We start from the raw sequence: 24,667 nt of genomic DNA on the forward strand, positions 1-24,667 counted from the left end.
GCGTCGTTACAAGAGCGAGATGAACCGATCAATTTGCGCAGGCTCGATGGACCAGTCACAAACCAGCCGACAGGCCAGAATTTCGCTGTCATCTGCCCCGTCCAGCTCTGCCCCCCACAGGTGGTAAACAGCACCTGCGGCATGCAGTTGCTTGTGTTGGGCGCGTGAAAACTGGGCAAAAATCATATTCGCCTGCGGCGCGTGCAGGAAAGAGGCACCTTTGGCCCGCAATCCCTCGGTCAGACGGGCGCAGTTGTTATTGGCCTGACGGGCCAGTGTCAGCCACAGATCATCCTGCAGATACGCCGCCATTTGAGCGGACAGATAGCGGTGCTTGGAGAACAGGTGCGCCCCGCGCTTGCGGCGCAATTCGAATTCCCAGGCTTTGCTTTCATCAAAGAAGACAACGGCTTCGACGCCCATTAGCCCGTTTTTGGTCCCGCCAAAACTGACCGCATCCACGCCTGCTTTCCACGTCATCTCGGCGGGTGAGCAGTTCAACGCAACGAGGGCGTTGGAAAAACGCGCACCGTCCAAATGGACTGGCAGCCCATACTCTTTGGCCACGGCGCAGAGCGCCTGCAATTCTGACAGGGTGTAAACAGACCCTCGTTCGGTCACCTGCGTAATGGATACAGGTCCGCGCTGCGGTCCATGCACGCCGCGTGTTTCTTCGGCCAGAATCGAGCCGCGCAGCGCGTCCGGCGCCATCTTGTCCGCGCCCGGAACCAGCGTCAGCTTGGCGCCGCTGTAAAACTCGGGCGCGTTGCACTCATCCTCGTGGATATGTGCCACGGGTGAGCAGAACACCGTCTCCCACGGCTGCGCCAGCGTCGCCAACGCCAGCGAATTCGCGGCCGTCCCGGTGGCCACCAGATACACGGCGGCGCCAGGTGCCTCGAACACCCCGCGAATGCGATCCCGGACCTCATTCATCAAGGTGTCGGTTCCATAGGCCATCTGATAGCCCTGATTGGCAGCATTCAGCGCTTCCATGACCGCCGGGTGAACCGGCCCCGAATTGTCAGAGGCAAAGTACATTAGCTGGGCTCCTCGATGATATGATCTTCCCACTCCTCCAGCGGAGTTTCGAATTCGGACACGGTCCGCCCCTGCACCGAGACTCCGGCGGCATGAACGCTGTCCGGTGTGCCCGAAATCAACGGGTGCCAATCGTGTAGGGGTTTGCCCTCCCACAACAGGCGATAGGCACAGGTCTGTGGCAGCCAATAGGCGTGATCGTTGATATTGCCCGGCGTCATCACGATACATTCCGGCACAAATTGGTGGCGGATATCGTATTGGGTGCAGCGGCAACTTTCGTCATCCAGCAGACGGCAGGCGACGCAGGTCAGGGCAACCTCGCCGGTGTCTTCATCTTCCAGTTTGTTCAGACAACATTTGCCGCAGCCATCGCACAAAGCTTCCCATTCGGCTTGGTTCATGCGGGTTAGCGGTTTTCGTTCCCAGAACCTGGGGGCCAGGCCGGTGCGGTCGATCGGATCCGTTGTCATCGGTCCGCCAGCAGGCCGCGGGCCTTGTCGCAATCGGCATCCATCTGCGCGATCAGGCCGTCCAGACCTTCAAAGGTCATCTCGGGGCGCATGTATTCTACCAGACCTACCGACAGGGTCGCGCCATAAAGGTCACCCGAGAAGTCGAACAGGAAGGTTTCGATATTGGGGACCTCACCATTGAACATCGGTCGCGTCCCAACCGAGGCTGCGCCCCGATAGCTGCCCAGATGAGGTCCATCCAGAACATCGACCAGAACGGCATAGACGCCGAATCTTGGCGGATGCAGCCCCTCAATGGACATGTTTGCGGTGGGAAATCCCAGTTCACGGCCCCGTTGTTCTCCTCCGATCACCTCGCCTTCGATCCGGTGCCAGTGACCCAGCATGGTAGCGGCATCCTGCGGGCGGCCCTCGGTCAGTGCAGTACGGATCGCAGTGGAAGAAACGACATTTTCGGACCGCTCCATCAACGGAGCGATGGTGACACCGAACCCCATCTCTTGCCCAAAGAGCACCAAGTCATCAGCGGTGCCGCTGCGGCCTTTGCCGAAACAGAAATCGGCACCGACGACGACATGCGACAGGCCGAGCCCGTCGCAGATCACGTTGCGGGCGAATTCCCTGGGCGTCAGGCCAGCCAATGCGGCGTTGAACGGCAGCTCATACAGCTTTTCGACCCCCAGTTTTGCTAACCGGTGCGCGCGGGCATTGCCGCGCATCAGGCGAAAGGGCGGGGTGTCCGGGGCGAAATATTCTCTGGGATGCGGCTCGAATGTCAGTACGCCCAAAGGTGCACTCGGCGCGGCGCTGAGGGCCAGTTCAATCACAGATTGGTGGCCGATATGAACGCCGTCGAAATTCCCGATCGCCACGCTGGCGCCGCGATCTTGGGGTTCGATGAATTGGAGGTCACGAATGATGCGCATAGCGACTGCCTAGCGGGACAGGCGCGCTTGTTCAAGGGTCTGAGACCCCCGGAAACGCTCAGTCGAATTTGCGCGACGGGGCCAGCACCATGGCTTCGCCGACCAGCACCTTCTTGCCATCCACTGCGCAGTGACAATCGAGCTTGACCCGACGCTTGGCAAAATCAATGTCGATCACCTTGACCTCGGCATAGACCATGTCACCCGGGCGAACAGGAGCGAGAAACTTCAGCGATTGCCCCATGTAAACTGTGCCGTGGCCCGGCAACTGCTCGCCGATCACGGCCGAGATCAGACCCGCGGTCAGCATCCCATGCGCGATGCGCCCCTCGAAGATCGTGTCGCGGGCGTAATCGTCGTCCAGATGTACGGGGTTTCTGTCGGTCGACACCTGAGCAAACATTTCGATATCCTCGTCCGTCACCACTTTGCGAAGGTGACGGGACATGCCCATCTCGATGTCTTCAATACAGATCGTGCCGCGTGGAAGATTATCCAACATGTTGCCCTCACTCGAATTCATCGGGCAACAAAAAAATCAAAGTCACCCCTGTTGGGAAACTTTATTACTTTGCAACTGCAGAAAATCAAGCCTTTTTTGACTATCTAAGGCGGCCGATCGTATAGGTCGGATTTATCTTTTCCTTTTGAATATAATCAGTTAGGGATTCATGATGCGGATGTGCCTCGGTTTTTGTCTCGGCCGCGGCTAGCCCGCCCGAGATGAAAAGAGAATCAATGCCTTCCCCCATTCCCCCCAGAATGTCGGTGTGCGGACCGTCTCCGATGACAAGAATGTCCCCATCGGGGAAGTCGTGGCCAAGTTCCTGCAACCTGCGGCGGGCAAGATCATAGATCGGCGGATGAGGCTTTCCGAAATATAGGCTTTCGCCACCCATTTCCGTATAAAGCCTGGCTAACGCACCAGCGCACCACTCCCGAACCTCGCCGCGGTCCACCACAATATCGGGATTGGCACAAAGCAGCTTCAGCCCCTTTTGTTTGGCGTACAGGAAATCAGCACGGTTCACGGACGGATCGGCCATAGGATCGAAGGGGCCGCAACAAGCAATGCCCTCTGCCTCGGCCAGCGGCACGCGCTCGATATGAATCGGGTGGTCCAACAACTTCAGCGGTTCAAAGAATCCCGCGTCCCGCTGCCATTCGCCCATGAAATAGACCTTTTCGCCCACTGCGCCCCGGAACATGGCCGACCGGGCCGAATCTCCGCTGGTTGCAATCGTGTCATAGGCGTCGTCTGGGACATTGAATTGCGCCAGCTGGGTGGCGACGCCAGCACGCGGTTTGGGTGAGTTTGTCACCAGGACAACAATGCCACCCTGCGCGCGATAGGCCTGCAGGGCCGCAACCGCTTCGGGGTAAGCGGTGATGCCATTGTGAACACAGCCCCAAAGATCGACGAACAGGGCCTTATACCGGCTGGAAACCTCGGGCAATGCGTGGATGATCTGCGTCATGATGGGCCCCCATTGATCTGGAAAGAGTGTCGTTTGAGCCTAAGACAGTGCGTGTGGTGTTTGGCCAGTAAGGGCAATGCCTAGCAAAAAAGGCGCCCGATCAAGGCGCCTTTGGTGATTTTGGAATCAGACCTTGAGGTTCGGAATGATCTGTTTCTTACGGCTCATGATCCCGGGCAGAACGACCACGTCGCCATCAACCGAGGCGTCAAAGCTTTTCTCGGCCACGGCTTTGACCAGATCGTTGGGAACCAGCAGGGTGGCTTCTTCGTTCAGAATATCGACCACGAACAGCAATACCTGATCGACACCGTCCTCTTTGGCTACGTCGGCCATCGAGCCCGCAAGGCTGTCTTTGCGGTCCAGCACGACACCCGGTGCTGTGGTTTCCAGAACCGAAACGCGGAATTTGGTGCCGTCGACTTCGTATTCCTTGCTGTCCATCCGGATCAGCTCAGCGTCCGAGAATGAGGACACATCTGATTTGGCCGCGAACATTTCTGCAGCATAGGCCGAGACGTCCAGACCCAGATCCGCGGCCAGTTTTTCGGCCACCGCGCGGTCATGCGCGGTTGTGGTGGGCGAGCGGAATTCCAACGTGTCCGACAGGATGCAAGTCAGCGCCGCGCCTTTGATGGCATCGGGCATTTTGGCGGCATCGTCGCCGATCATGTCAACCATGATAGTGGCGGTGCAGGCCAGCGGCCGCACGGTGATGTCGATCGGGCCTTTGGTTTCCAGACCGCCGACCAGTTTATGGTGGTCGATAATGGCGCGGATATCGGCGCCGTTGATACTGGCGGGCAGCTCGGCGGGGTTGTTCGTGTCGACAATAACAACCGGTGCGTCAGCCTCTACGTCTGTGATGATGCGCGGCTTGGGCAGGTCCCAGTGCTGCAGCATAAAGGCTGCTTCAGTGTTGGGTTCGCCCAGCAGGACAGGCTCGGCCTGTTCGCCTTTGATTTCGTTCATGTACCACGACCACAGGATCGGCGAACCGGTGGAATCAGTGTCGGGGGATTTATGTCCAAATACGAGGGTTGTCATTTCAGCGTCCTGAGGAGAGTAGATTTGGGCGCCTTATAGGGTGGTCTGGCACACTTGTCACCCGCCCCTGCGTAAACAGCGACGAAGGGTAAGGCCGGGCCTAAAAAGCGGCACGTTTCAGCGTGTATCCAGCCTGTTCCAACTGGTTCAACAGACCATGGTCATCGCCCAAATGTCCGGCGCCCACAGCAATGACCACCGTTTGGTCCTGAATGGCCAATATGTGCTGCATCCAGTTGTTGTTGCGCCCGACTAGAAGTTGCTGTTCGAAACTAGACCACTCTTCGTCGAAGACCTCTTGTGACAGACCGGATGTTTCAAGCCCTTGTAGTCTGGCAAATTGGATGATCTCTGCGTGCTTTTCTTCCAGATAGGCATTGACCATAGTCGCCAGCTGATCCTCGCTGCTTTCAAAGGCACTGGCCATGCGGATCAGTGATTGCACCTGCTTTTCGATCGGGTGCTGGTCAAACATCGCCATCAGATCGTCAATCTGCTCTAAAGAGTACTGGGGGATGTCATGGGCTTCGGCCATGTCGGTCAGGCGCGCGTCCATTCCATAGCTGGCTTCCGGATTCTCGGTCATGCATGGGGGGACACCCAGCATCATGCTCAGAAACCAGGGGCGCATTTTTGCAGCCATCCAACTGGGGATGCCACGCTCTGCCAGGCCGCTGGACAGGGCGGCCCAGTCCTCTTCCGGCATCAGCTCAATCAGGGTGGGACCTGAGGTTATCAGAACAGGGCTGAGGTCTTTGGCCAATTCCTGTTCAAATGCAGTCATTTCGTCCTGGGTCACTTCGAAATAGAACGCATCCGCCTGGCTGAGTGTCGGTTCCAGCCTTTCTGTGACGGCGTCCATACGCGGGTCGTTTGTGTGCAGCGTTCCTATCAGATGCAGAACTGTATCGCCTTTTGTCGCGATCCAGTGATTTCCTTCCGGGTACGGGAAGTCGGCCAAAGCCTGCTGCAAATCAGCTTGCGCCTCTGGACTTAGGTCAGACCTCAGGTCGCGCCCCTCGCAGGCCGCTTGGGCCGAGAAAGGTACCAGCAGACAAGCCAAAAAGATCAAAAAACGCATCGTACCATCCTGGTTGGATCAATCCCTATATGGGGTGCGACCTTGCCGGGGCCAAGGCCGGTGTTCAACCTGCCTGGATGGACACTGACCTGATCTGTGTCTGGCATTCCACAGTAATTCGAATAGCATGAGCCACATGGACCGCGAGCAGGATCTCTACCCCCCAATCAAGGCGCTGTTAGAGCGTCAGGGCTATACCGTCAAAGGCGAGGTCGGTGCGGTCGATGTCATGGCTGTTCGTGAGGGTGAAGAGCCTGTGATTGTAGAGTTGAAGTTGCGTTTCTCATTGGCGCTGTTTCACCAGGCAATCACCCGACTGAAGGTTACTGAAAATGTCTATATCTGTGTTCTCAAGCCCCGCGGACGCACGGCCAGGCGGGCGTTGAAGGACAACACGGCGCTATGTCGAAGGTTGGGCCTTGGCCTGATAACTGTTCGGGCGGATGGCGTTGTCGAGGTGCATTGTGATCCTGGGCCCTACGCCCCGCGAAAAGACAAGGCCAAAACAGCGCGGCTGCTGCGCGAGTTTGACAGGCTTGAAGGTGATCCGAACGCAGGCGGCGCCACACGCCACGGCCTCGTCACCGCCTATCGTCAGGATGCTTTGCGCTGTGCGGCGCATCTTGCAGAATGTGGTGCCACAAAAGGGGCAGATGTTGCTAAGGCAACCGGTGTTTCGATTGCGACCCGGCTGATGCGCGAAAACCATTATGGCTGGTTCGACAAAATTGCAAAAGGTGTCTACGCCTTGTCGGAATCCGGACAAGAGGGTCTGAAGCACTGGGCCTATAGCTGGGATCAGCCTGACTGAGTCCCAAGGATAAAAAATTCTTCACGCTTGTTGACTCAGGGATTTCGACCCCCTAGCTATACGCCGTTATCACTCGCAAGGGTCGAGTGCTAACGCCTCACCGCAAGGTGAGGGGAGGATAAATAAACTTTGAGCCCAAGGAGCTGCAAAGATGGCATTGAAACCGCTTCATGACCGCGTGTTGGTTCGCCGTACCGAAAGCGATGAGAAAACCGCTGGTGGTCTGATCATTCCAGACAGCGCAAAAGAAAAGCCCAGCGAAGGCGAAGTTGTTGCGACCGGCGAAGGCGCACGCAAGGACAGCGGCGAGCTGATCGCAATGGCTGTAAAAGCTGGCGACAAGATCCTGTTCGGCAAATGGTCGGGCACTGAGGTTCAGGTCAACGGCGAAGAGCTGCTGATGATGAAAGAAAGCGACATCATGGGGATCATCGAGTAAGCCCACGCGCTTCCTCTGATCTTCATCCCAATACATTTTCTCAAGGAGAAACGACATGGCTGCTAAGGACGTCAAGTTCGACACCGATGCCCGTAACCGCATGCTGGCAGGTGTGAACATCCTGGCCGACGCTGTCAAAGTGACCCTGGGCCCCAAAGGCCGCAACGTGGTTCTGGACAAATCTTTCGGCGCACCGCGCATCACCAAAGACGGTGTTTCGGTTGCCAAGGAAATCGAACTGGAAGACAAGTTCGAAAACATGGGCGCGCAGATGGTGAAAGAAGTCGCCAGCCGCACCAATGACGAGGCCGGCGACGGCACCACCACCGCAACCGTTCTGGCTCAGTCCATCGTCAAAGAAGGTCTGAAGCAGGTTGCAGCGGGCCTGAACCCGATGGACCTGAAGCGCGGCATCGACCTGGCAACTGCCAAGGTTGTTGAAGGCATCAAGAACGCCTCGCGTGAAGTCAAGGACTCGGCTGAAGTTGCTCAGGTTGGCACCATTTCTTCCAACGGTGAAACCGAGATCGGCCAGCAAATCGCAGACGCGATGCAGAAGGTCGGCAACGAAGGTGTTATCACCGTCGAAGAAAACAAAGGCCTGGAAACCCAGACCGATGTTGTCGAAGGCATGCAGTTCGACCGCGGCTACCTGTCGCCTTACTTTGTCACCAACGCTGACAAGATGGTTGCAGACCTCGAAGACTGCATGATCCTGTTGCACGAAAAGAAACTGTCCTCGCTTCAGCCGATGGTTCCGCTGCTCGAGCAAGTGATCCAGTCGCAAAAGCCGCTGCTGATCATTGCAGAAGACGTTGAAGGCGAAGCGCTGGCAACTCTGGTTGTAAACAAACTGCGCGGCGGCCTGAAAATTGCTGCTGTCAAAGCACCGGGCTTCGGCGATCGCCGTAAGGCCATGCTGCAGGACATCGCAATCCTGACCGGCGGTCAGGTCATCAGCGAAGATCTGGGCATGAAGCTTGAGTCCGTGACCATGGACATGCTGGGCACTGCCAAGAAAATCGAAATCACCAAAGACGAAACCACCATCGTCGACGGTGCTGGCGAAAAAGCCGAGATCGAAGCGCGTGTTGCTCAGATCCGCACCCAGATCGAAGAAACCTCGTCGGACTACGACCGTGAAAAGCTGCAAGAGCGCGTTGCCAAACTGGCAGGCGGTGTTGCTGTTATCCGCGTCGGCGGCATGACCGAAGTTGAAGTGAAAGAGCGTAAGGACCGTGTGGACGATGCTCTGAACGCGACCCGCGCTGCTGTTCAAGAAGGCGTTGTCGTGGGCGGCGGTGTTGCTCTGGTTCAGGCCGGTAAAGCACTGGACACTCTGCAAGGCGCAAACGCTGATCAGGACGCAGGCATCAACATCGTTCGTAAGGCAATCGAAGCGCCTCTGCGCCAGATCGCTGAAAACGCAGGTGTCGACGGTGCGGTTGTTGCGGGCAAAGTTCGCGAAAGCGACGATGTGGCATTTGGCTTCAATGCGCAGACTGAAGAATATGGTGACATGTTCGCATTCGGCGTGATTGACCCGGCCAAAGTTGTCCGTACCGCATTGGAAGATGCAGCGTCGGTTGCCGGCTTGCTGATCACTACCGAAGCAATGGTTGCTGACAAGCCGCAGAAAGATGGACCTGCTGGCGGCGGCATGCCCGACATGGGCGGCATGGGCGGCATGATGTAAAACGTCGAATTCGCTTAGGCGAATTCCGGCGGCCCCACAGGCGCTTGGCAGTATAGCCAAACTGCCCAGAGGGGAGCTGCAGAGCTAAGGAACGGGGTCGCCTTCGGGCGGCCCCGTTTCGTTTTGGCACGCCGCTTATAACTGAAACTGTGGCTCAAACTGTTCCGAGGTCGACGGTCTAACCGGTCCCTTCAGGAAAGTGAGTACCCAAACCGGTGTGAAACCGATATCGGGTTGATATGCGACTGTTCCTTCTGACCGCCCTCACCATGTGCGCCTTTGCAGCGAACTCCATTCTGAACCGGATGGCCGTTGAAGGCGGCGATAGCGACCCGGCGGGGTTTGCGGTTATGCGCGTTCTGGCAGGGGCGCTGATGCTGGCGGTGCTGGTTTTGATACGTGGCGGCAGCCTGCCGTTGCGCAGCCCTCGCCGGTTCATTGGCGCTGGCGCCTTGTCGCTTTACATGATCGGGTTCTCGATCGCCTATCTTACACTGGATGCCGGGCTGGGCGCCTTGATCCTGTTTGGGGTAGTGCAAATCACGATGTTCGTGGCCACTGCCGTGACTGGAAATTCACCGACACGACAGCAACTTCTGGGGGCGGCGATTGCATTGGGTGGCCTCGCCTATGTGCTTTGGCCGTCGGGCACGGTTCGCGTGGACCCGGTCGGAGCCGCTCTGATGTGCGCTGCCGGGATTGGCTGGGCAGCATATTCTCTGGCGGGACGGTCCGAGCCAAATGCGCTTGCCGGGACGGCGGCGAATTTCGTTATTGCCCTTCCGGTGACGGCCGGAGCTTTGCTGTTGCTCGGCGGAGGTTGGCAGATGACGGGCACCGGTTTGTTGCTGTCGGCAATATCCGGGGCGGTCACTTCGGGGCTGGGATATGCGTTGTGGTACCGTGTTTTGCCACAACTGGCACCGACCGTTGCAGCTGTAGTGCAGTTGAGCGTGCCCGTGATTGCTATTCTGGGCGGTGTCCTCTTGCTGAGCGAAACAGCAGAGGCCCGGCTTTTGATTGGCGCAGCGCTGGTGTTGGGCGGCATTGCGCTGGCGGTGCTGCGACGTCAGCGGGGGTAGGGCTTTCATCAGCGGCGCTAAGGCATTATCTGGCGCTTATGAAAATTTTGATCACCCTGCTTATCTTTCTGCTTCCTGCCGCGGCCAGCGCGAAATGCGTGGTCTTGTTGCATGGTCTTGCGCGGACCGAGGCCTCTTTCACCGTGATGGAGCAGCTGTTCAAGTCACATGACTATTCGGTTGTGCGCCCGGGCTATCCCTCGACCGAGATCGGTATTCCCGAACTGGCCGAACAAACCATTCCTGATTCCTTTGCGTCTTGTGGCGATGACACTGTCAATGTGGTGGCACATTCGATGGGCGGCATTTTGTTGCGCTATTGGCTCAAGGATCATAGCCCGGAAAACCTGGGTCGTGTCGTCATGCTGGGGCCGCCCAATCAGGGCAGCCAACTGGTCGATGAACTTAGCGCGTGGGAGGTGTTCGGCTATCTCAACGGACCTGCGGGCCTTCAACTGGGCACAGGCGCCGAAGGGATTCCGGGTCGTCTACCGCCGGTGGATTTTGAACTGGGTGTTATCGCAGGCGAGAACTCATTAAACCCGGTGTTTTCTTCACTGATTGATGGGCCTGATGACGGTAAGGTTTCGGTTGAAAGCACCAAGGTCGAAGGAATGACTGATCACCTGGTTCTGCCGGTGACGCATACGTTCATGATGAACAATCCGCGGGTCATAGCTCAGGCCCTGCACTTCATTGAATTCGGCCAGTTCGACCCGCAGATCACCTGGCTTGACGGGGTGATGGAAGCTATTGACGAGATCTGCATCAGACAGGATTGCTCGGAACCTGACTCGGAGTCCACGCAATGACCGCATTAAGCCTGACTCTGACCGGTGCAGAGGTTCTTCTGCCCGGCGAGGGGCTGACGGATGTCGATCTGACCATTGCCGATGGCGTGGTTCAGACAGGCCCTGCCGGGCAGCAGATCGACCTGTCAGGATATCTGGTTCTGCCCGGTATTATCGACCTGCATGGTGATGGGTTTGAACGGCACATCGCGCCCCGTCGCGGTGCCATGAAGCAGATGAACGAAGGGATCCTCTCGGTCGAGGCTGAACTGGCGGCCAATGGCATCACCACAGCCGTTCTGGCCCAGTTTTACAGTTGGGAAGGTGGGGTGCGCGGGCCTGAGTTCGCAGGGCAGGTGTTTGATGCCATTGCGGCAGTCAAGGACCACACCGTCACCGATCTGATGCCCCAGCTTCGGTTCGAAACGCATATGCTGGACGATTACGCCGGACTGGCAGAAAAGATTGCGGCTTGGCAGGTGCCCTATGTCGTGTTCAACGACCACCTGCCGCATGACCGTCTGGCTGAGGGGCGTAAGCCCCCGCGTCTGACCGGACAGGCGCTCAAGGCCGGTCGCAATCCCGAGGTGCATTTCGAAATGCTGCTGTCGATGCATGCTCGCCGGGATGAGGTGTCTACCGCACTGGATGTACTCTGTGCTGAATTGACAAAGCAGGGCGTCCGGATGGGCAGCCACGATGACGCCAAAGCCCAAACTCGTGCCGAATGGCGCGCGCGGGGCGCGCGGATTTCAGAGTTCCCCGAAACGCTGGAAGCCGCCGAGGCAGCCCGCACCGCCGGGGATCACATCATCCTGGGGGCGCCCAATGTAGTACGCGGCGGGTCGCATAAAGGGAATGTTAGCGCGCTGGACCTAATTGCGATGGGGCTGTGCGATGCGCTGGCCTCGGATTATCACTATCCCAGCCCGCGCCGGGCAGCCTTGATGCTGGCCAAATCCGGCCTTCTGGACATGGCGGGCGCATGGGCGCTGGTGTCGTCAGGGCCAGCCCGCGTACTTGGGTTGCAAGATCGCGGCACGCTCACCCCCGGGCAGCGTGCCGATCTGGTCATTCTGGAGGCAGATACAAACCGTGTCGCGGCAACGCTGGCTGCCGGGCGCGTCAGCTATATGGCCGGGGATATCGCCGCGCGGTTTGTCGGCTGATTTACCGCGTGATGCGGTTAAAATGACCCATCTTGCGGCCTGCCTTCACCTCGGCCTTGCCATAAAGATGCAGCGCAACATCACGTTCGGTCGCGAGTTCAGGTACGCGGTCCATATCGTCGCCGATCAGGTTCTCCATCACCACGTCTGAATGACGCTGCCCGTCGCCCAGAGGCCAGCCTGCCACGGCACGGATATGTTGCTCGAATTGATCCACCGCGCAGCCATTCTGTGTCCAATGGCCCGAGTTATGCACGCGCGGTGCGATCTCGTTCACGATCAGACCCTGCGGGGTCACGAACAACTCGACCCCCATGACGCCGACATAGTCCAAGGCGTTCAGGATATTTGCCGCCAACAGGATCGCATCTGTGCGCTTTGCTGCGGGCAGGCGGGCAGGGACGGAGGTGGTATGCAAAATGCCATCGCGATGCACGTTCTCACCGGGGTCGAAACAGGCGACCTGACCATCCAATCCGCGCGCGGCAATGATCGAAACCTCATGGCTGAAATCGACAAAGCCTTCCAGGATCGCAGGCGCACCCGCCATGTCTGCCAGAGCAGTTTCAGCGTCATCGGGGCTGCGTAGCCGGGCCTGTCCCTTGCCGTCATAGCCAAATCGGCGGGTCTTCAGGATGGCAGGGGTGCCGATCTGGTCAATCGCAGCCTTCAGGCTGTCCAGATCCGTGATATCGGCGAAGGGTGCGGTATTCAGGCCCAGACCTTGCAAGAAAGCCTTTTCGTTCAGTCGATCCTGACTGACCCGCAGCGCCTCGCGCCCCGGGCGGATGGGGCGGTGGACTTCCAGAATGTCCAGTGCTTCGGTGGGGATGTTCTCGAACTCATAGGTGATGACATCGACTGCTTCGGCAAAGGCCTTGAGGGCCTCGGCATCATCATAAGAGGCGGTGGTCACACGATCCGCCACATGACCCGCAGGCGGGGTCGCACCGGGTTCATAAATATGCGACACAAAACCCAGCCGGGCTGCAGCAACGGACAGCATACGGCCCAGTTGACCGCCGCCCAAAATCCCGATTGTCGCGCCGGGGGCAAGCATTTCCACCATTCTCAACTCTCCAAACGTTTGCCAATAGCGCCAAGTGCTGCGTGCAATGCCTTGTGCGCGCCCTGATCTTGCAGGGTCTGTGTCATTTGCAGGCTCAGCGTGCCGTCAGTGGCCAGCGCATCGCGTTCGGCCTCTAGGCGGCCTGCGGCCTTCTTATCCATCGCGTGCAGAAAGCCCGATACCAACTGGGTGGTGTAGAATTCGGCCCCGGCTGCGTCTCCGGTTGTGTCTCCCAGCCAAGTTGCTCCGGTCGCCATCAGGTCCAGAAGGCCGGGAACCATGGCGCAAATGGCGAAATGGGCGTTCAGTGCCGCCTCATCTGCGACCTTGATCACCGGGTTTTCCGGTGCGAACAAATCGGCCAGCAGTTGATCGTTGCCGAAAGCGACCAGCGGGCAGCCACCGGCTTCCAAAAATCCCAGCGGAATGGTTTGCACGATTGCCGGCGCCGGAGAGCAGAGCTCGGTTAGTTCATCTTTCGAAACTGCTGCCATGACCGAGACGATCTGATGGTCGGATCGAAACGTTAAGGCGGCCAGAACGTCCGCAGCGATATGTGGGCGCAGGCACAGGAACACGATCTCGGATGCATCAATCACGGCCTGTGGCGTCGTGACAGACACACCCAGTTCAGCCTTTAGCGCGGTTGAAACCTGGTCATTGCGTTCTGTCACGGAGATCTCGTGCCCTTTACGGGCCAAAAAACGCACCATCGGGGCCGCAATATGGCCCGTGCCGATGAATCCGATCCGGCTCATCCCTCGGGTTCTTCGGGGATTGAGGCCGATAGCGCGTCGCGCCAGGCATCCAGCCGGTCGGCCAGAGCGTTATCCTGCAGCGCCAGAATGCCAGCGGCCATCAATCCCGCATTGGCACCGCCTGCCGACCCGATCGCCATAGTCGCAACCGGAAACCCTTTGGGCATCTGAACAATGGAATAGAGCGAATCGACGCCAGACAGTGCCCGCGTCTGCACCGGAACGCCGATCACAGGAACGCGTGTTTTCGAGGCCATCATACCCGGTAAATGCGCGGCCCCGCCGGCCCCTGCAATGATCACCTGCAATCCGCGCGAGACAGCAGTCTTGCCATAGTCCCACAAGCGATCTGGGGTGCGGTGCGCTGAAACGATGCGTTTTTCATAGGCTACGCCCAGCTCATCCAGAATATCTGCGGCTTCTTTCATCGTGGACCAGTCTGACTGGCTTCCCATGATGATCCCCACTTTAACGTCGCTCATCCGCTTGCGTCCCTGCCTTCCGAAAGAGCGCGAACTATAGCCAAATCCGCCTTTGTGGCAATGCGGTTCAGATGTCTCAGGCGATGATATCCGGGGTCAGGCGGTCTTCGATCAGGCGAATGATGTCTTTCAGGCGCAGTTTCTGCTTTTTCAACCGTTTGATCGTCAGTTGATCCGAGGTGCCAGTGGCCTGAAGCGCCTCGATTGCTTCGTCAAGATCACGGTGTTGACGGCGGAAAACTTCCAGCTCTACCCGCAGAACCTCATCAGTTTTCATCGAAAGATCGGTGGGCGCGTTCATTGGCGACTCAGAGTTGTTGTGGTGCTTGTCACACAAGATAGTGTGTCAGGCTTGATCCGGCCAGACCTTGTGGACATCGCTGTATATTCCCATATTCTATTATACGCGGTTGCCAGAATGGGGCCGCACAACACGTCGCTTTGGCAATAAAGGACGAAAATACGTGTCTAAACTTACTCTGGGCTCATACCCGCATCTTTTGGGGTTCGAGCAGTTGGAACGCCTTCTGGAGCGGTCTGCAAAGGCCGGAAATGAGGGGTATCCGCCCTATAATATTGAACAGACCTCGAATTTTTCCTACCGCATTACCTTGGCCGTGGCCGGGTTTGCAGAAGAGGACCTGTCGATTACCATCGAAGATCGACAGTTGGTGATCCGGGGACGTCAGCGCGACGACAGCGAAGGACGTATCTTTCTACACCGTGGGATCGCGGCACGCCAGTTTCAGCGCATGTTCGTGTTGGCCGATGGGGTCGAGGTTGGCGAGGCGATCATTGAAAATGGTCTGCTGCATGTGGATCTGACCCGCGCCGTGCCCGAAACCGTGGTGCAAACGATCAACATAAGGAAGGGGTAAGAGCAATGAATACACCGTTTGAAATCAACGCCGAAGGTGATCGGATCGTCTATGTCAAAACAGTTGAAGTCGCTGATCTACCTCGGGAAGTTCGCGACCAGGCCGGAGATCTGAGCCTGCTATATGCGGTACACGATGCCGATGGCCAGCAACTGGCACTGGTTGCTGATCGCAAGCTGGCGTTTAACCTGGCGCGCGAGCATGATTTTTCACCGGTGGCCGTGCACTAAAGCGGCCTCCGTACGTTTTCCTCGTGACATCCATGGCCTGTCGGGCGAGACAGTCGAACCTATGATGGTTCGAATATCGGAGTGCACGACACATGAATTGGTTGGACTTTGACTGGGTAGACGCCTTCAGCGATCGCGCCTTTGGTGGCAATGGGTGCGCTGTTGTTCATGGTGGGGCAGCTCTGTCCGAAGACGTCTGCATGGCCTATGTGCGCGAGACGTCCTTGGTTGAATGCACCTTTACTGGCCCGTCCGATGTGGCCGATTTCCGGGTTCGTTATTTTCTGGCCAGTCGCGAAATCCCCTTTGCCGGGCATCCTACGATCGCCACCGTAGCTGCAATGCAGTCCAGAGGAATGCTGCAAGGCAATACCCTGACGCTTGAAACCGGCGCAGGGATTGTTTCGATCTGCATCAGCGGTGATGAAATCGAGATGACGCAGATTGCACCACAATTCGGCGCCTATGTTCCCGCCGAGCTGGTCGCCTCTGCCATCAGCCTGCCCAAAGAGGCGATCATCTCGCCACCGCAATTTGTTTCTACCGGGCTGCCCTTCTGTGTCACTGTTCTTCGTGATCACGACGCCCTGCGCGCAGCAACACTGGTCGAAAGGCCTTTGCGCGAGATTGCCGAAAAGGCGGGCTTTTCCGGCTCCGATATGGCCGAACCTTTTCTTGTAACGCTCAAAGGCGCGACCAAAGCGGGCGATACATTCTCGAGATTGCTGTTGGCCCCGCCCAGCCCGCCCGAGGATCCGTTTACCGGATCTGCCACAGGTGCGATGGCGGCGTATCTCTGGAAACATGGGCTGATGCCAAAGGACGTTTTTATTGCCGAGCAAGGCCATGATATGGGGCGCCCCGGTCAGGCGACTGTTACCCGAGCTGGCCCATCGGATGCGATGACAGGCATCAAGGTCGCCGGTCGCGGGCATATCCTTATGCGGGGTCAGGTTAATTTACCAGATGCCGGATGATGACAGAACCTGCAATCGCCATACTGCCCTATGGGCATCGGTTGGGGCCGAAACTGGCCACGGTTCCTTTGTCGGAACTGACTTGGCCCGAAGGTTGCCCGGATCGTCTGATCGGAAAAACAGTGGGCGATCTTGCGCACACGGACCATCTGATCATGTACCCCAATTCCACGGTACATCTGCGTCTTCGTCGGGGAACACGTGCGCGGATATCTTTGATGATGGGAGAGCCTTCGGCCATCCATGCCAAACATGATCGCATGTTGCGCTATACTTGGCGGCGGTTCTTCCGGGTGCTGACCTTTCATGATGTTTTGCTGCAAGGTATCCCAAACGCCGTGTTTCTGCCTTATGGCGTGACGATGGTGCCTGATTGGCGAGAACTTTTGGTTGAGAAATCTAAATCCTGTTCTCTGATCGCTTCGGCCAAACGTGATCTCGAAGGACATCAGCTGCGCCATTCCGTGATCGACTGGGTGCGAGAATCCGGAGCAGATGTCGATATTATGGGGCGTGGCTATACTCCGTTTGACCTGAAGTCTGACGGGCTGGCCCCATATCGCTATTCGGTGGTGATCGAGAATGTGCGGGAGCGGAATTACTTTTCGGAAAAGCTGACAGACACGATCTTGTGCTCGACTGTGCCGATCTATTGGGGCTGTCCCAATATTGGTGATTTCTTCGACACATCCGGGATGGTCCTGTGCGATTCCGAGGCCGACATTCGGAGTGCGATTCAAGCCGCTTCGGTCGATGACTATGCCGCGTGTCTAGATGCCCTGCGGGCCAGCCAGTCCAAAGCGGCGGAATTTGGTGATTTCGAAGGACGCGCTGTCGCCGCCATTCGGGCAGAACTATAATCCAACAGAAAAAGGCCCCCGGAAACCGAGGGCCTTTTGCTTGATTCTTTGCGCAGGTTACGATCCGGCGATCAAACCCATGCTTTCCAGCTTGAGCAGAACCTGGTGGGCACAGTTGTCTACGTCCACATTCTCGGTCTCGACGCTCAACTCAGGATTGGCAGGTACGTCGTAGGGATCGGAAATTCCGGTGAATTCCTTGATCTTGCCTTCACGCGCCAGCTTGTACAGGCCCTTGCGGTCGCGACGTTCGCATTCTTCGATGCTGGTGGCCACGTGAACCTCGCAGAAAGCGCCAAACGCTTCGACATCTTCGCGGACGGCGCGGCGGGTCGTGGCGTAGGGTGCGATTGGGGCACAGATAGCGATGCCGCCGTTCTTGGTGATCTCGCTGGCCACATAGCCGATGCGGCGGATGTTCAGGTCGCGGTGCTCTTTCGAGAAGCCCAGTTCCGATGACAGGTTCTTACGAACAATGTCACCATCCAGCAGGGTCACCGGACGACCGCCCATCTCCATCAGCTTTATCATAAGCGCGTTGGCGATGGTCGATTTGCCCGAGCCGGAGAAACCGGTGAAGAATACGGTGAAACCCTGCTGACTGCGCGGCGGTTTGGTCTTGCGCAGCTCGGTCACAACCTCAGGGAAGCTGAACCATTCTGGGATTTCCAGGCCTTCGGCCAGACGGCGGCGCAGTTCTGTGCCCGAGATGTTCAGGATCGTGACGCTGTCTTTGTCGGCGATCTCGTCATTCGGTTCGTATTGAGCGCGTTCCTGCACAAAGACCATGTGCTTGAAATCGACCATTTCGACGCCGATTTCATCCTGGAACTGGCGGAACAAATCCTGTGCGTCGTAGGGGCCATAGAAATCTTCGCCGGCTGAGTTCTTGCCGGGGCCTGCGTGGTCACGGCCGACAATGAAATGCGTGCAACCGTGGTTGGCGCGGATCAACCCGTGCCACACCGCCTCGCGCGGGCCTGCCATACGCATCGCCAGGTTCAGCAGTGACATCGAAGTTGTCGAGGCCGGGTACTTGTCCAGAACAGCTTCATAGCAACGCACGCGGGTAAAGTGGTCCACGTCGCCCGGCTTGGTCATACCAACAACCGGATGGATCAGCAGGTTGGCCTGCGCCTCTTTGGCGGCGCGGAAGGTCAGTTCCTGATGCGCGCGGTGCAGCGGGTTGCGGGTTTGGAACGCAACAATACGGCGCCAACCCAGTTTGCGGAAATAGGCGCGCAGCTCGTTCGGCGTATCGCGGCGGGCACGGAAGTCATAGTGAACGGGCTGTTGGATACCAACAACAGGGCCGCCCAAGTAAACCTTGCCCGCAGTGTTGTGCAGGTAGTTGACCGCCGGGTGGGCATCGTCATCTGCACCAAAGACCTTTTCCGCCTCACGTGCCTTGTTCGGCGTCCAGCGGTCGGTCACAGTCATGGTGCCCAAAATGACACCTTCCTGGTCGCGCAGTGCAATGTCCTGACCCAGTTCGATGCCCTCAGCGAAGTCTTCGCTGACATCCAACGTGATTGGCATCGGCCAAAGGGTGCCGTTGGCCAGGCGCATGTTTTCGACGACATTGTCGTAATCGGCCTCGCTTAGGAACCCTTTCAGCGGGTTGAACCCGCCATTCATCAGCAGTTCCAGATCACAGATCTGACGAGGGCTCAGGTCCCAGCTTGTCAGGTCGGCAGCTTCTACTTTCAGTTTCTGTGCGGACTCGTACGAAACATAAAGTTCAGAGATCGGCGCCAGATTGCTTAACATCGTCATGGGAATTCTCTTGTCGAAGGATGGATTGGCCAGTGATTCAGGGGCGTTTGCCGGGCATGTGCCCCGGCGGTCGGGTGAAGTCCAGATGGATTTATGAAACAAAGGACGATATGCGCGGTTTTTCTCCGGATTGGAAGGATTTTCCACATTTTGACGCGAAACCCGACGACAATCCCTTGGATCAAGGCCAAATAGACCGGTTTGAATGAGTGTGTTCTCAGGCGGCAATCTTGGGGGTGAGGTTGGATGCACGTTCGACCGGCAGGGCAGAAATTGGCCTTGTTACCCCACGCAACTGGAAGGGGCGCAGATCGTTCTGCCAACTCTCATGCCCCGCTGCCTTCAGCAGATCGCCCGAAACCAAAAGCTCGACACCCAACCCCTTGGTCTCGGCCTCCAATCGGCTGGCGACATTCACGGCGTCGCCGATAATCGTGCGGCTTGCAGTGCCCACGGCGCCGATTTCGCCCAGAACCAGATCGCCCAGATGTAACCCCATTCCAATGCGGATAAGCGGGCTGCCCTCGGTTTCGAGTTGTTCGTTGAACCGTTGCAATGCGCGGCTGACATTGGCTGCAGCTTTCATCCCGGCCCGTGCTGAACTTGCAGCATCGGCGGTTTCAAACACTGCCAGCAGCCCGTCACCCATATACTTGTCGACCACACCCCCATCCGAGGTGATGGCTGGTACGATGGCGTCAAAGAACCGGTTGAGCAGGAAAACGATGTCATAGGGCAACTGCCCGGTGGTCAGTGCCGTGAACCCGCGCATGTCCAGAAACAGCACCGCCAGTTTACGTTCCTGCCCCTGACTGGCATGGGCGCGATTGCGACCGCTACCGGGATTGTACATCCGAAAGGCCGTGATTGGCTCGGTCGGGCGGATCTGACAGGCCAGGCGTGCACCTTCGGGTGCTTTCACGGCAGCCAAGCTGCGGGCCTCGATCTCACTGGGGACGGGGAGCTGATCTGCACCATTCTCGACAATAACGCGACAGGTGGTGCAGCGCCCCTTGCCACCACATAGCGCAGTGTGGGGAATGCCGTTGGCCTGAGAAATCTCAAGCAGAGTCATGCCTTTTTCGGCCACAATTTCGGGGCCTTCCACATATTTGATGCGCACCGAATGCCGGCGTCGCAAAATTTTGCGCACCAGAAACACAAGCAATGTAGCGCCAACCGCCAGCCCGAATGCAAGCAGCGTATCTTGCCTCACACCCATCAGAGCCTGAAATGCCTCAGGCGATGGCCAGTTGTAATGTTCGATATACTGATCGCGCAGAAACGGGTCGGCGAAATCAGCCCAGATGCGTCGGCCCTCTGTCAAAAGACCTGCCAGAGCGAAAGACGGAATGAACACGGCGAGCCCGATCAAATAAGGCAGCGTCCTTTGCCACCAGGTTGTCAGGCGCAGCCACATGTGAAGACCGATGCAACTGTGGACCCAGACCACCAGCAAAAGCAGACTTTGAGTCCAGATTGCATAGCTGGGCCACATTAGCGCGATGATATAACCCATCTCATCATTAACCCCGAAAACTGCATGTGCGTATCGGGTGTGAACAAGGTGCGAGATCAGTTGCAGTGGAATCACAAATCCAAGCACCACCTGTAGCCCCAGACTGAAAGGCATTCGCATGGTTCTGCGCTGAGCTAACGAATACAGCGCCAGCCCAAAATGCACGAGCAAGGCCAGATATAGAATCGCGCTGCCGATGTTGTTGCGCGTAATGACATGGCGGCCTTTCTGCATTCCGTGGAGATAATCAGTATGAAACAGTCCCAGACCGATATTGATGAAGTGAAAGAAGGCAAAGATGAACAGGATCAGGCCGCTCATGATCCTCAGCCGGGTAGCCCACCCGCCTTGCCATAGTACGCTTTTCACTCGGTTCACCTGTGTTCGTTTTGCTCGCATCTCAGAGTCTGTAACGGCGCAGAGCGGGGGTCAAGCGAAGCCTCTATGCCCCGGCAACCAGGGATGCGGATCCCCATCCAGGCACACTACCTCTGGCGAGGTGCTAAACAAAACCGCATGACTGAGTTCTGGGCGGGATCGCGAGCTGTATAGCAAGCCGTCGGCGCCTTTGGCGCGGGCGTCATCCGAAAATAGCCAGGTGGGTGAGGCGCCTTCTTTTTCGTGGGTATCCTGCCATACGACCGAGGCTTCGCTGCGCCCCCGCAGATCTACCAGCCGAGCGCCGGTGATCCGGCATTTTTGAAGAATGCGTGGTGGATCGGATGGGCAGACATAGCGTTTGATGGCTATTTCGGCACCCTCAGCGCTCAGCGAAGAATAAAGCGCGAATTGGCCCGCATAATGAAAACGCCCCTCTGGCGCCCGTGCTGGGGCCAAAGGGGCGTCTATCTGTGACAGGAACAGAATTCTCCAGATCGGGCCGGAGAATTCGATCACCAGATTAATCCTGCTCGGCCAGGAACCGTTCAGCATCCAGCGCGGCCATACAGCCCATCCCGGCGCTGGTAACGGCTTGACGGTAGATGTGATCTGTCAGGTCTCCGGCAGCAAAGACACCTGGAATGGAGGTTTCTGTGGAGCCCGGTTTGGTGATCACATAGCCGCCCATATGGGTTTCCAGCGAGTCCTTGACCAGCTCATTCGCGGGCGCGTGGCCGATGGCGATGAAAACACCTTTGCAGGGGATTTCGCGAATCTCACCGGTTTTCACATTCTTGACGCGCACGCCTTCGACACCCAAAGGCGCGTCGGTTCCGGTGACCTCGTCCAGTTCGTGGAACCACAGGGGCTCGATCTTGTCGTTCTTCATCAGCCGATCCTGCAGAATCTTTTCGGCGCGCAATTCATCGCGGCGATGGATCAAGGTGACTTTGCTGGCAAAGTTGGTCAGAAACAGCGCCTCTTCCACGGCGGTATTGCCGCCGCCGATTACAACGATCTCCTGCCCGCGATAGAAGAACCCGTCGCATGTGGCGCAGGCGGAAACGCCAAAGCCTTTGAACTTCTCTTCCGAGGGCAATCCCAGCCATTTCGCGCGCGCGCCAGTGGCCAGAATGACCGCATCGGCAGTGTAGATGGTGCCGCTGTCGCCCTTGGCGGTGAATGGGCGTTTCGAGACATCCAGATCGCTGATGATGTCGCCGATGATTTCGCACCCCATCGCGGCGGCGTGCTCCTGCATCTTGATCATCAGATCAGGCCCCTGGACTTCGGTAAAACCGGGATAGTTCTCGACCTCGGTGGTGGTCGTCAGCTGTCCGCCCGGCTCGATGCCCTGAACCAGGATTGGTTCCAGCATCGCACGGCTGGCATAGACGCCCGCAGTATAACCGGCAGGTCCTGATCCGATTATCAGAACCCTGGTGTGTTTTGTTTCGGCCATGATACCCCCGACTCGATCTGCCTGATACGGGCCTGCGGCCCCTTGGCGAATGGATATAGCGACCCCCTTGAGGCGCTTAAAGCCCCTTCGTGCCGTATCGGAGAATCCGTTTCACAACTCGCGCTAGAAAAATACCTGGAAAACCAAAGAATATTGCGCAAACGCGAAACATTATTGCGCATCCCTTGGGTGCTGATATAACAACCGAAAATTCAGGAGCTTTTTATGGTCGCGACACGGCTGGACGAGATTGACCGCAAGATTCTGGCAGAATTGCAGGCAGACGGTCGCATGACCAATGTAGAGCTCGCGAAACGTGTGGGAATTTCCGCGCCTCCGTGCCTGCGGCGCGTGCGCACATTGGAGGACTCGGGCCTTATCCGCGGATACCACGCGGAAGTGAATGCGCGTGAGCTGGGTTTTGAGGTTCAGGTCTTTGCAAGCGTCGGACTGGAAAGCCAAGCCGAAGCCGAACTCAGCGCATTCGAGGAACGCTGCCGCGAGTGGCCACTTGTCCGTGAATGCCACATGTTGAACGGCGAAGTGGATTTTATTCTGAAATGCGTCGCTCCGGATCTCAGCAGCTTTCAGCAGTTTTTAACAGGCGAGTTGCTGACCACGCCAAACGTAGCCAGCGTTAAAACCTCACTTGTGATACGCGGCGCTAAGGACGAGCCCGGTGTACCGTTTGACGTCCTGGAAGAACGAATGAACCGGACGGCGTAAAGCGCATCCTTTTGTGACGGCTGGTGCACGGCGGCAGAATCGCCGTGACAACCAGAAACAAAACCCAACTAATTAAAATCTGCATAAAGCCCCCACTTTGCAGTACTGGTTAAAACTCAGGCAGTGATTGCGTCCACCTCTCCATCTCCGGCACGCGGTAACTGCAGCGGGCCAAAGTCATTTAGCGATTCGACATGCTCGAACAAGTTCAAATAGATTGAGCGAAGCGAATGGCTGATCATCCGAACCGCATTTACGCCTGGATGATATGATTCAAACTGTAATCCGTCTACCTTGATAACCGAATGGCGTTTCAGACAGATGTGAAACAATTCGATTGGGGTAGGCGGTAGCATCTCGATGACGCCCATCCCGTCTTGGAACTCGTGTGCGGGCGTCAAAACAGGAGATCCGCCATACAAGTGCCGCAGATGTGCTGGGGTGCCTAACAGGCGCGCAGCCGGACCGACAGTCACGCCTGACATCGGTTTTTGCATTCCGAAGGTATCCGCCATGATGCGTGTCAGCGGGCGCGTGCGACCACGCGAGTCTTCGCGACCGGGGATCAAAGTAACCGAGCCCTTCCAGACCACGGTTTCCGAAGTTCCATTCTGGGTCAAAACCGTATCGCCAGGTAAAAGATCTTCGATCGCTATCGGCCCGTTTTCGGTTTCGACAAGCGAACCCCGCGTAAAGGCACAAAACGCATCCTCGAACATGGGCAGCGCTGGCGCGATGTGGCGGGTTTGGGATACCTCGCCATTGCTCAACAATGAACTGACCTCATAGCGCCGCAGCTGCGCTTTTTGTTTTGTTGTATTTCTTGGAATCTCGCGCAGCATTGTCGACGTATCGACGGCGTTTCTTGCGGCGCGGGCCAAAGAATGTGGAATAGTCATACTAATTCCGTCCCCTCAAACATCCGCTCAGGAAGGCTGAACCCCCGTACAGGCCCACCTGATCGGTTTTCTTTGTCTTGAATGCTATGGCGACTTCGAGACGTCGGCTGTAACGGCCGCGCGGTGCGATGGAATTTCGCAAACTCTTGGTCAACACATTGACCCCCCAGACAAACTCACAACTCGCAGACGAAAATTGTCTACGCACACAAACTCCTAAACACATTCACAGAAAGCGTCTGTGAAGCGCCACACACCGGATCGGAGCACCCCCGCTGTGTGTCTTGACCCTCAAAGCCGGCAGAATGGCTTTGGTAGGCCTGTCTAATCAGCGTCGCGAAGCCAAACGGCGCGCCACACTGGCAGAACGGCTGGAAACCCGCTTCCACGGCATCTCCAGTTTTTGCTCTCTGGACGCTTTCAGAACAGCGCTGAGAAAGCGGGATCTTTGTTTCATCCTGTTGTCCTACTCGTTCAAGGCTTAGTGCCTAACGACCCAATCTGAGCCTAACGTGTCGCCATATTGAGGCGGCCATAAGGCTGACGCGGGTTGAATCTGGGACAAAAGAAAGTTGGTTGTTTCCTTTTCTTAATCTAGCCGCGCTCACATTCG

At 57.4% G+C, this 24,667-nt stretch carries 28 protein-coding genes; 12 read left to right on the forward strand and 16 right to left on the reverse strand.

What is annotated here, in order from left to right; genetic code table 11:
- Positions 1–6 precede the first annotated feature (6 nt).
- From AC2FFF_RS07140 to AC2FFF_RS07170, 7 genes are all read right to left on the reverse strand, one after another.
- Entirely contained in the window at positions 7–1,041 is a 1,035-nt protein-coding gene (locus tag AC2FFF_RS07140; protein WP_271949172.1) for a threonine aldolase family protein, read from the reverse strand.
- A complete protein-coding gene (locus AC2FFF_RS07145) occupies positions 1,041–1,514 on the reverse strand; it encodes a YcgN family cysteine cluster protein (protein WP_142636512.1) in 474 nt (157 codons plus the stop codon). The genes AC2FFF_RS07140 and AC2FFF_RS07145 overlap by 1 nt, the downstream gene beginning before the upstream one ends.
- Positions 1,511–2,443, reverse strand: coding sequence for a bifunctional riboflavin kinase/FAD synthetase (locus tag AC2FFF_RS07150; protein ID WP_496882903.1), 933 nt, complete (start codon positions 2,441–2,443; stop codon positions 1,511–1,513). Before AC2FFF_RS07150 ends, AC2FFF_RS07145 begins: the two co-directional genes overlap by 4 nt.
- Positions 2,444–2,501: 58 nt before the next feature.
- Positions 2,502–2,945, reverse strand: coding sequence for a MaoC family dehydratase (locus AC2FFF_RS07155; protein WP_074736482.1), 444 nt, complete (start codon positions 2,943–2,945; stop codon positions 2,502–2,504).
- A 100-nt stretch (positions 2,946–3,045) separates the two neighbouring features.
- Positions 3,046–3,921, reverse strand: a complete 876-nt coding sequence (locus AC2FFF_RS07160; protein ID WP_496785736.1) for an HAD family hydrolase — start codon at positions 3,919–3,921, stop codon at positions 3,046–3,048.
- A gap of 126 nt (positions 3,922–4,047) precedes the next feature.
- The gene (locus tag AC2FFF_RS07165; RefSeq protein ID WP_496882904.1) at positions 4,048–4,968 is read right to left on the reverse strand and encodes a manganese-dependent inorganic pyrophosphatase; all 921 of its coding nucleotides are present in this window, start codon (positions 4,966–4,968) and stop codon (positions 4,048–4,050) included.
- A 100-nt stretch (positions 4,969–5,068) separates the two neighbouring features.
- Positions 5,069–6,049 carry a TraB/GumN family protein gene (locus tag AC2FFF_RS07170; RefSeq protein WP_271949178.1) on the reverse strand — a complete coding sequence of 327 codons (981 nt, stop codon included), beginning with the start codon at positions 6,047–6,049 and terminating at the stop codon, positions 5,069–5,071.
- A gap of 136 nt (positions 6,050–6,185) precedes the next feature.
- Here AC2FFF_RS07170 and AC2FFF_RS07175 point away from each other — a divergent pair, with 136 nt between their 5' ends.
- The 6 genes from AC2FFF_RS07175 to AC2FFF_RS07200 all read left to right on the forward strand — a co-directional run bounded on the left by AC2FFF_RS07175 (position 6,186) and on the right by AC2FFF_RS07200 (position 12,037).
- Entirely contained in the window at positions 6,186–6,860 is a 675-nt protein-coding gene (locus AC2FFF_RS07175) for a DUF2161 domain-containing phosphodiesterase (protein ID WP_142636525.1), read from the forward strand.
- Between the two features lie 151 nt (positions 6,861–7,011).
- Positions 7,012–7,299: a co-chaperone GroES gene (locus tag AC2FFF_RS07180; RefSeq protein WP_120632017.1), complete on the forward strand. Its 288-nt coding sequence runs from the start codon at positions 7,012–7,014 to the stop codon at positions 7,297–7,299.
- Positions 7,300–7,354: 55 nt separating this feature from the next.
- Positions 7,355–8,995 (forward strand): chaperonin GroEL, encoded by a 1,641-nt coding sequence (groL, locus tag AC2FFF_RS07185; protein ID WP_142636527.1) that lies wholly within the window; start codon positions 7,355–7,357, stop codon positions 8,993–8,995.
- A 239-nt stretch (positions 8,996–9,234) separates the two neighbouring features.
- Positions 9,235–10,077 (forward strand): DMT family transporter, encoded by an 843-nt coding sequence (locus AC2FFF_RS07190; protein WP_281972653.1) that lies wholly within the window; start codon positions 9,235–9,237, stop codon positions 10,075–10,077.
- Between the two features lie 38 nt (positions 10,078–10,115).
- Positions 10,116–10,889: an alpha/beta fold hydrolase gene (locus tag AC2FFF_RS07195; protein ID WP_496750691.1), complete on the forward strand. Its 774-nt coding sequence runs from the start codon at positions 10,116–10,118 to the stop codon at positions 10,887–10,889.
- A complete protein-coding gene (locus AC2FFF_RS07200; RefSeq protein WP_281972655.1) occupies positions 10,886–12,037 on the forward strand; it encodes an alpha-D-ribose 1-methylphosphonate 5-triphosphate diphosphatase in 1,152 nt (383 codons plus the stop codon). The genes AC2FFF_RS07195 and AC2FFF_RS07200 overlap by 4 nt, the downstream gene beginning before the upstream one ends.
- Position 12,038: 1 nt before the next feature.
- Here AC2FFF_RS07200 and AC2FFF_RS07205 read toward each other — a convergent pair whose 3' ends face one another.
- The 4 genes from AC2FFF_RS07205 to AC2FFF_RS07220 all read right to left on the reverse strand — a co-directional run bounded on the left by AC2FFF_RS07205 (position 12,039) and on the right by AC2FFF_RS07220 (position 14,647).
- Entirely contained in the window at positions 12,039–13,106 is a 1,068-nt protein-coding gene (locus tag AC2FFF_RS07205) for a 5-(carboxyamino)imidazole ribonucleotide synthase (protein WP_142636535.1), read from the reverse strand.
- A gap of 2 nt (positions 13,107–13,108) precedes the next feature.
- A complete protein-coding gene (locus tag AC2FFF_RS07210; protein ID WP_281972656.1) occupies positions 13,109–13,864 on the reverse strand; it encodes an NAD(P)-binding domain-containing protein in 756 nt (251 codons plus the stop codon).
- Positions 13,861–14,346 (reverse strand): 5-(carboxyamino)imidazole ribonucleotide mutase, encoded by a 486-nt coding sequence (gene purE / locus AC2FFF_RS07215; RefSeq protein WP_271949196.1) that lies wholly within the window; start codon positions 14,344–14,346, stop codon positions 13,861–13,863. The genes AC2FFF_RS07210 and purE overlap by 4 nt, the downstream gene beginning before the upstream one ends.
- Positions 14,347–14,422: 76 nt before the next feature.
- Positions 14,423–14,647 (reverse strand): YdcH family protein, encoded by a 225-nt coding sequence (locus tag AC2FFF_RS07220; protein WP_037308505.1) that lies wholly within the window; start codon positions 14,645–14,647, stop codon positions 14,423–14,425.
- Positions 14,648–14,810: 163 nt separating this feature from the next.
- Between AC2FFF_RS07220 and AC2FFF_RS07225 the strand changes: the two genes are divergently transcribed.
- The 4 genes from AC2FFF_RS07225 to AC2FFF_RS07240 all read left to right on the forward strand — a co-directional run bounded on the left by AC2FFF_RS07225 (position 14,811) and on the right by AC2FFF_RS07240 (position 17,291).
- The gene (locus AC2FFF_RS07225) at positions 14,811–15,224 is read left to right on the forward strand and encodes an Hsp20 family protein (protein WP_142636541.1); all 414 of its coding nucleotides are present in this window, start codon (positions 14,811–14,813) and stop codon (positions 15,222–15,224) included.
- 5 nt (positions 15,225–15,229) lie between these two features.
- Positions 15,230–15,454: a DUF1150 family protein gene (locus AC2FFF_RS07230; protein WP_281972657.1), complete on the forward strand. Its 225-nt coding sequence runs from the start codon at positions 15,230–15,232 to the stop codon at positions 15,452–15,454.
- A gap of 92 nt (positions 15,455–15,546) precedes the next feature.
- Entirely contained in the window at positions 15,547–16,431 is an 885-nt protein-coding gene (locus AC2FFF_RS07235) for a PhzF family phenazine biosynthesis protein (protein WP_281972658.1), read from the forward strand.
- Entirely contained in the window at positions 16,431–17,291 is an 861-nt protein-coding gene (locus AC2FFF_RS07240; protein WP_281972659.1) for a hypothetical protein, read from the forward strand. Before AC2FFF_RS07235 ends, AC2FFF_RS07240 begins: the two co-directional genes overlap by 1 nt.
- A gap of 57 nt (positions 17,292–17,348) precedes the next feature.
- On the opposite strand, the gene AC2FFF_RS07245 is transcribed toward AC2FFF_RS07240, so the two are convergent.
- From AC2FFF_RS07245 to trxB, 4 genes are all read right to left on the reverse strand, one after another.
- Positions 17,349–19,067 (reverse strand): bifunctional sulfate adenylyltransferase/adenylylsulfate kinase, encoded by a 1,719-nt coding sequence (locus AC2FFF_RS07245; RefSeq protein ID WP_281972660.1) that lies wholly within the window; start codon positions 19,065–19,067, stop codon positions 17,349–17,351.
- 217 nt (positions 19,068–19,284) lie between these two features.
- Positions 19,285–20,955, reverse strand: a complete 1,671-nt coding sequence (locus AC2FFF_RS07250) for an adenylate/guanylate cyclase domain-containing protein (RefSeq protein WP_496882905.1) — start codon at positions 20,953–20,955, stop codon at positions 19,285–19,287.
- 60 nt (positions 20,956–21,015) lie between these two features.
- Positions 21,016–21,483 (reverse strand): RES family NAD+ phosphorylase, encoded by a 468-nt coding sequence (locus tag AC2FFF_RS07255; RefSeq protein WP_282021516.1) that lies wholly within the window; start codon positions 21,481–21,483, stop codon positions 21,016–21,018.
- A 4-nt stretch (positions 21,484–21,487) separates the two neighbouring features.
- Complete coding sequence (gene trxB, locus AC2FFF_RS07260) at positions 21,488–22,429, reverse strand: thioredoxin-disulfide reductase (protein WP_282021515.1); 942 nt, start codon at positions 22,427–22,429, stop codon at positions 21,488–21,490.
- Positions 22,430–22,654: 225 nt separating this feature from the next.
- On the opposite strand from trxB, the gene AC2FFF_RS07265 reads away from it, so the two are divergent.
- Positions 22,655–23,155, forward strand: coding sequence for an Lrp/AsnC family transcriptional regulator (locus AC2FFF_RS07265; protein ID WP_142636556.1), 501 nt, complete (start codon positions 22,655–22,657; stop codon positions 23,153–23,155).
- 116 nt (positions 23,156–23,271) lie between these two features.
- On the opposite strand, the gene AC2FFF_RS07270 is transcribed toward AC2FFF_RS07265, so the two are convergent.
- Complete coding sequence (locus tag AC2FFF_RS07270; protein ID WP_271949219.1) at positions 23,272–24,054, reverse strand: Hint domain-containing protein; 783 nt, start codon at positions 24,052–24,054, stop codon at positions 23,272–23,274.
- Positions 24,055–24,359: 305 nt separating this feature from the next.
- Here AC2FFF_RS07270 and AC2FFF_RS07275 point away from each other — a divergent pair, with 305 nt between their 5' ends.
- Positions 24,360–24,539 carry a hypothetical protein gene (locus AC2FFF_RS07275; protein WP_185956677.1) on the forward strand — a complete coding sequence of 60 codons (180 nt, stop codon included), beginning with the start codon at positions 24,360–24,362 and terminating at the stop codon, positions 24,537–24,539.
- Positions 24,540–24,667: the final 128 nt, after the last annotated feature.

The organism is Ruegeria sp. YTSA226, assembly GCF_059609905.1.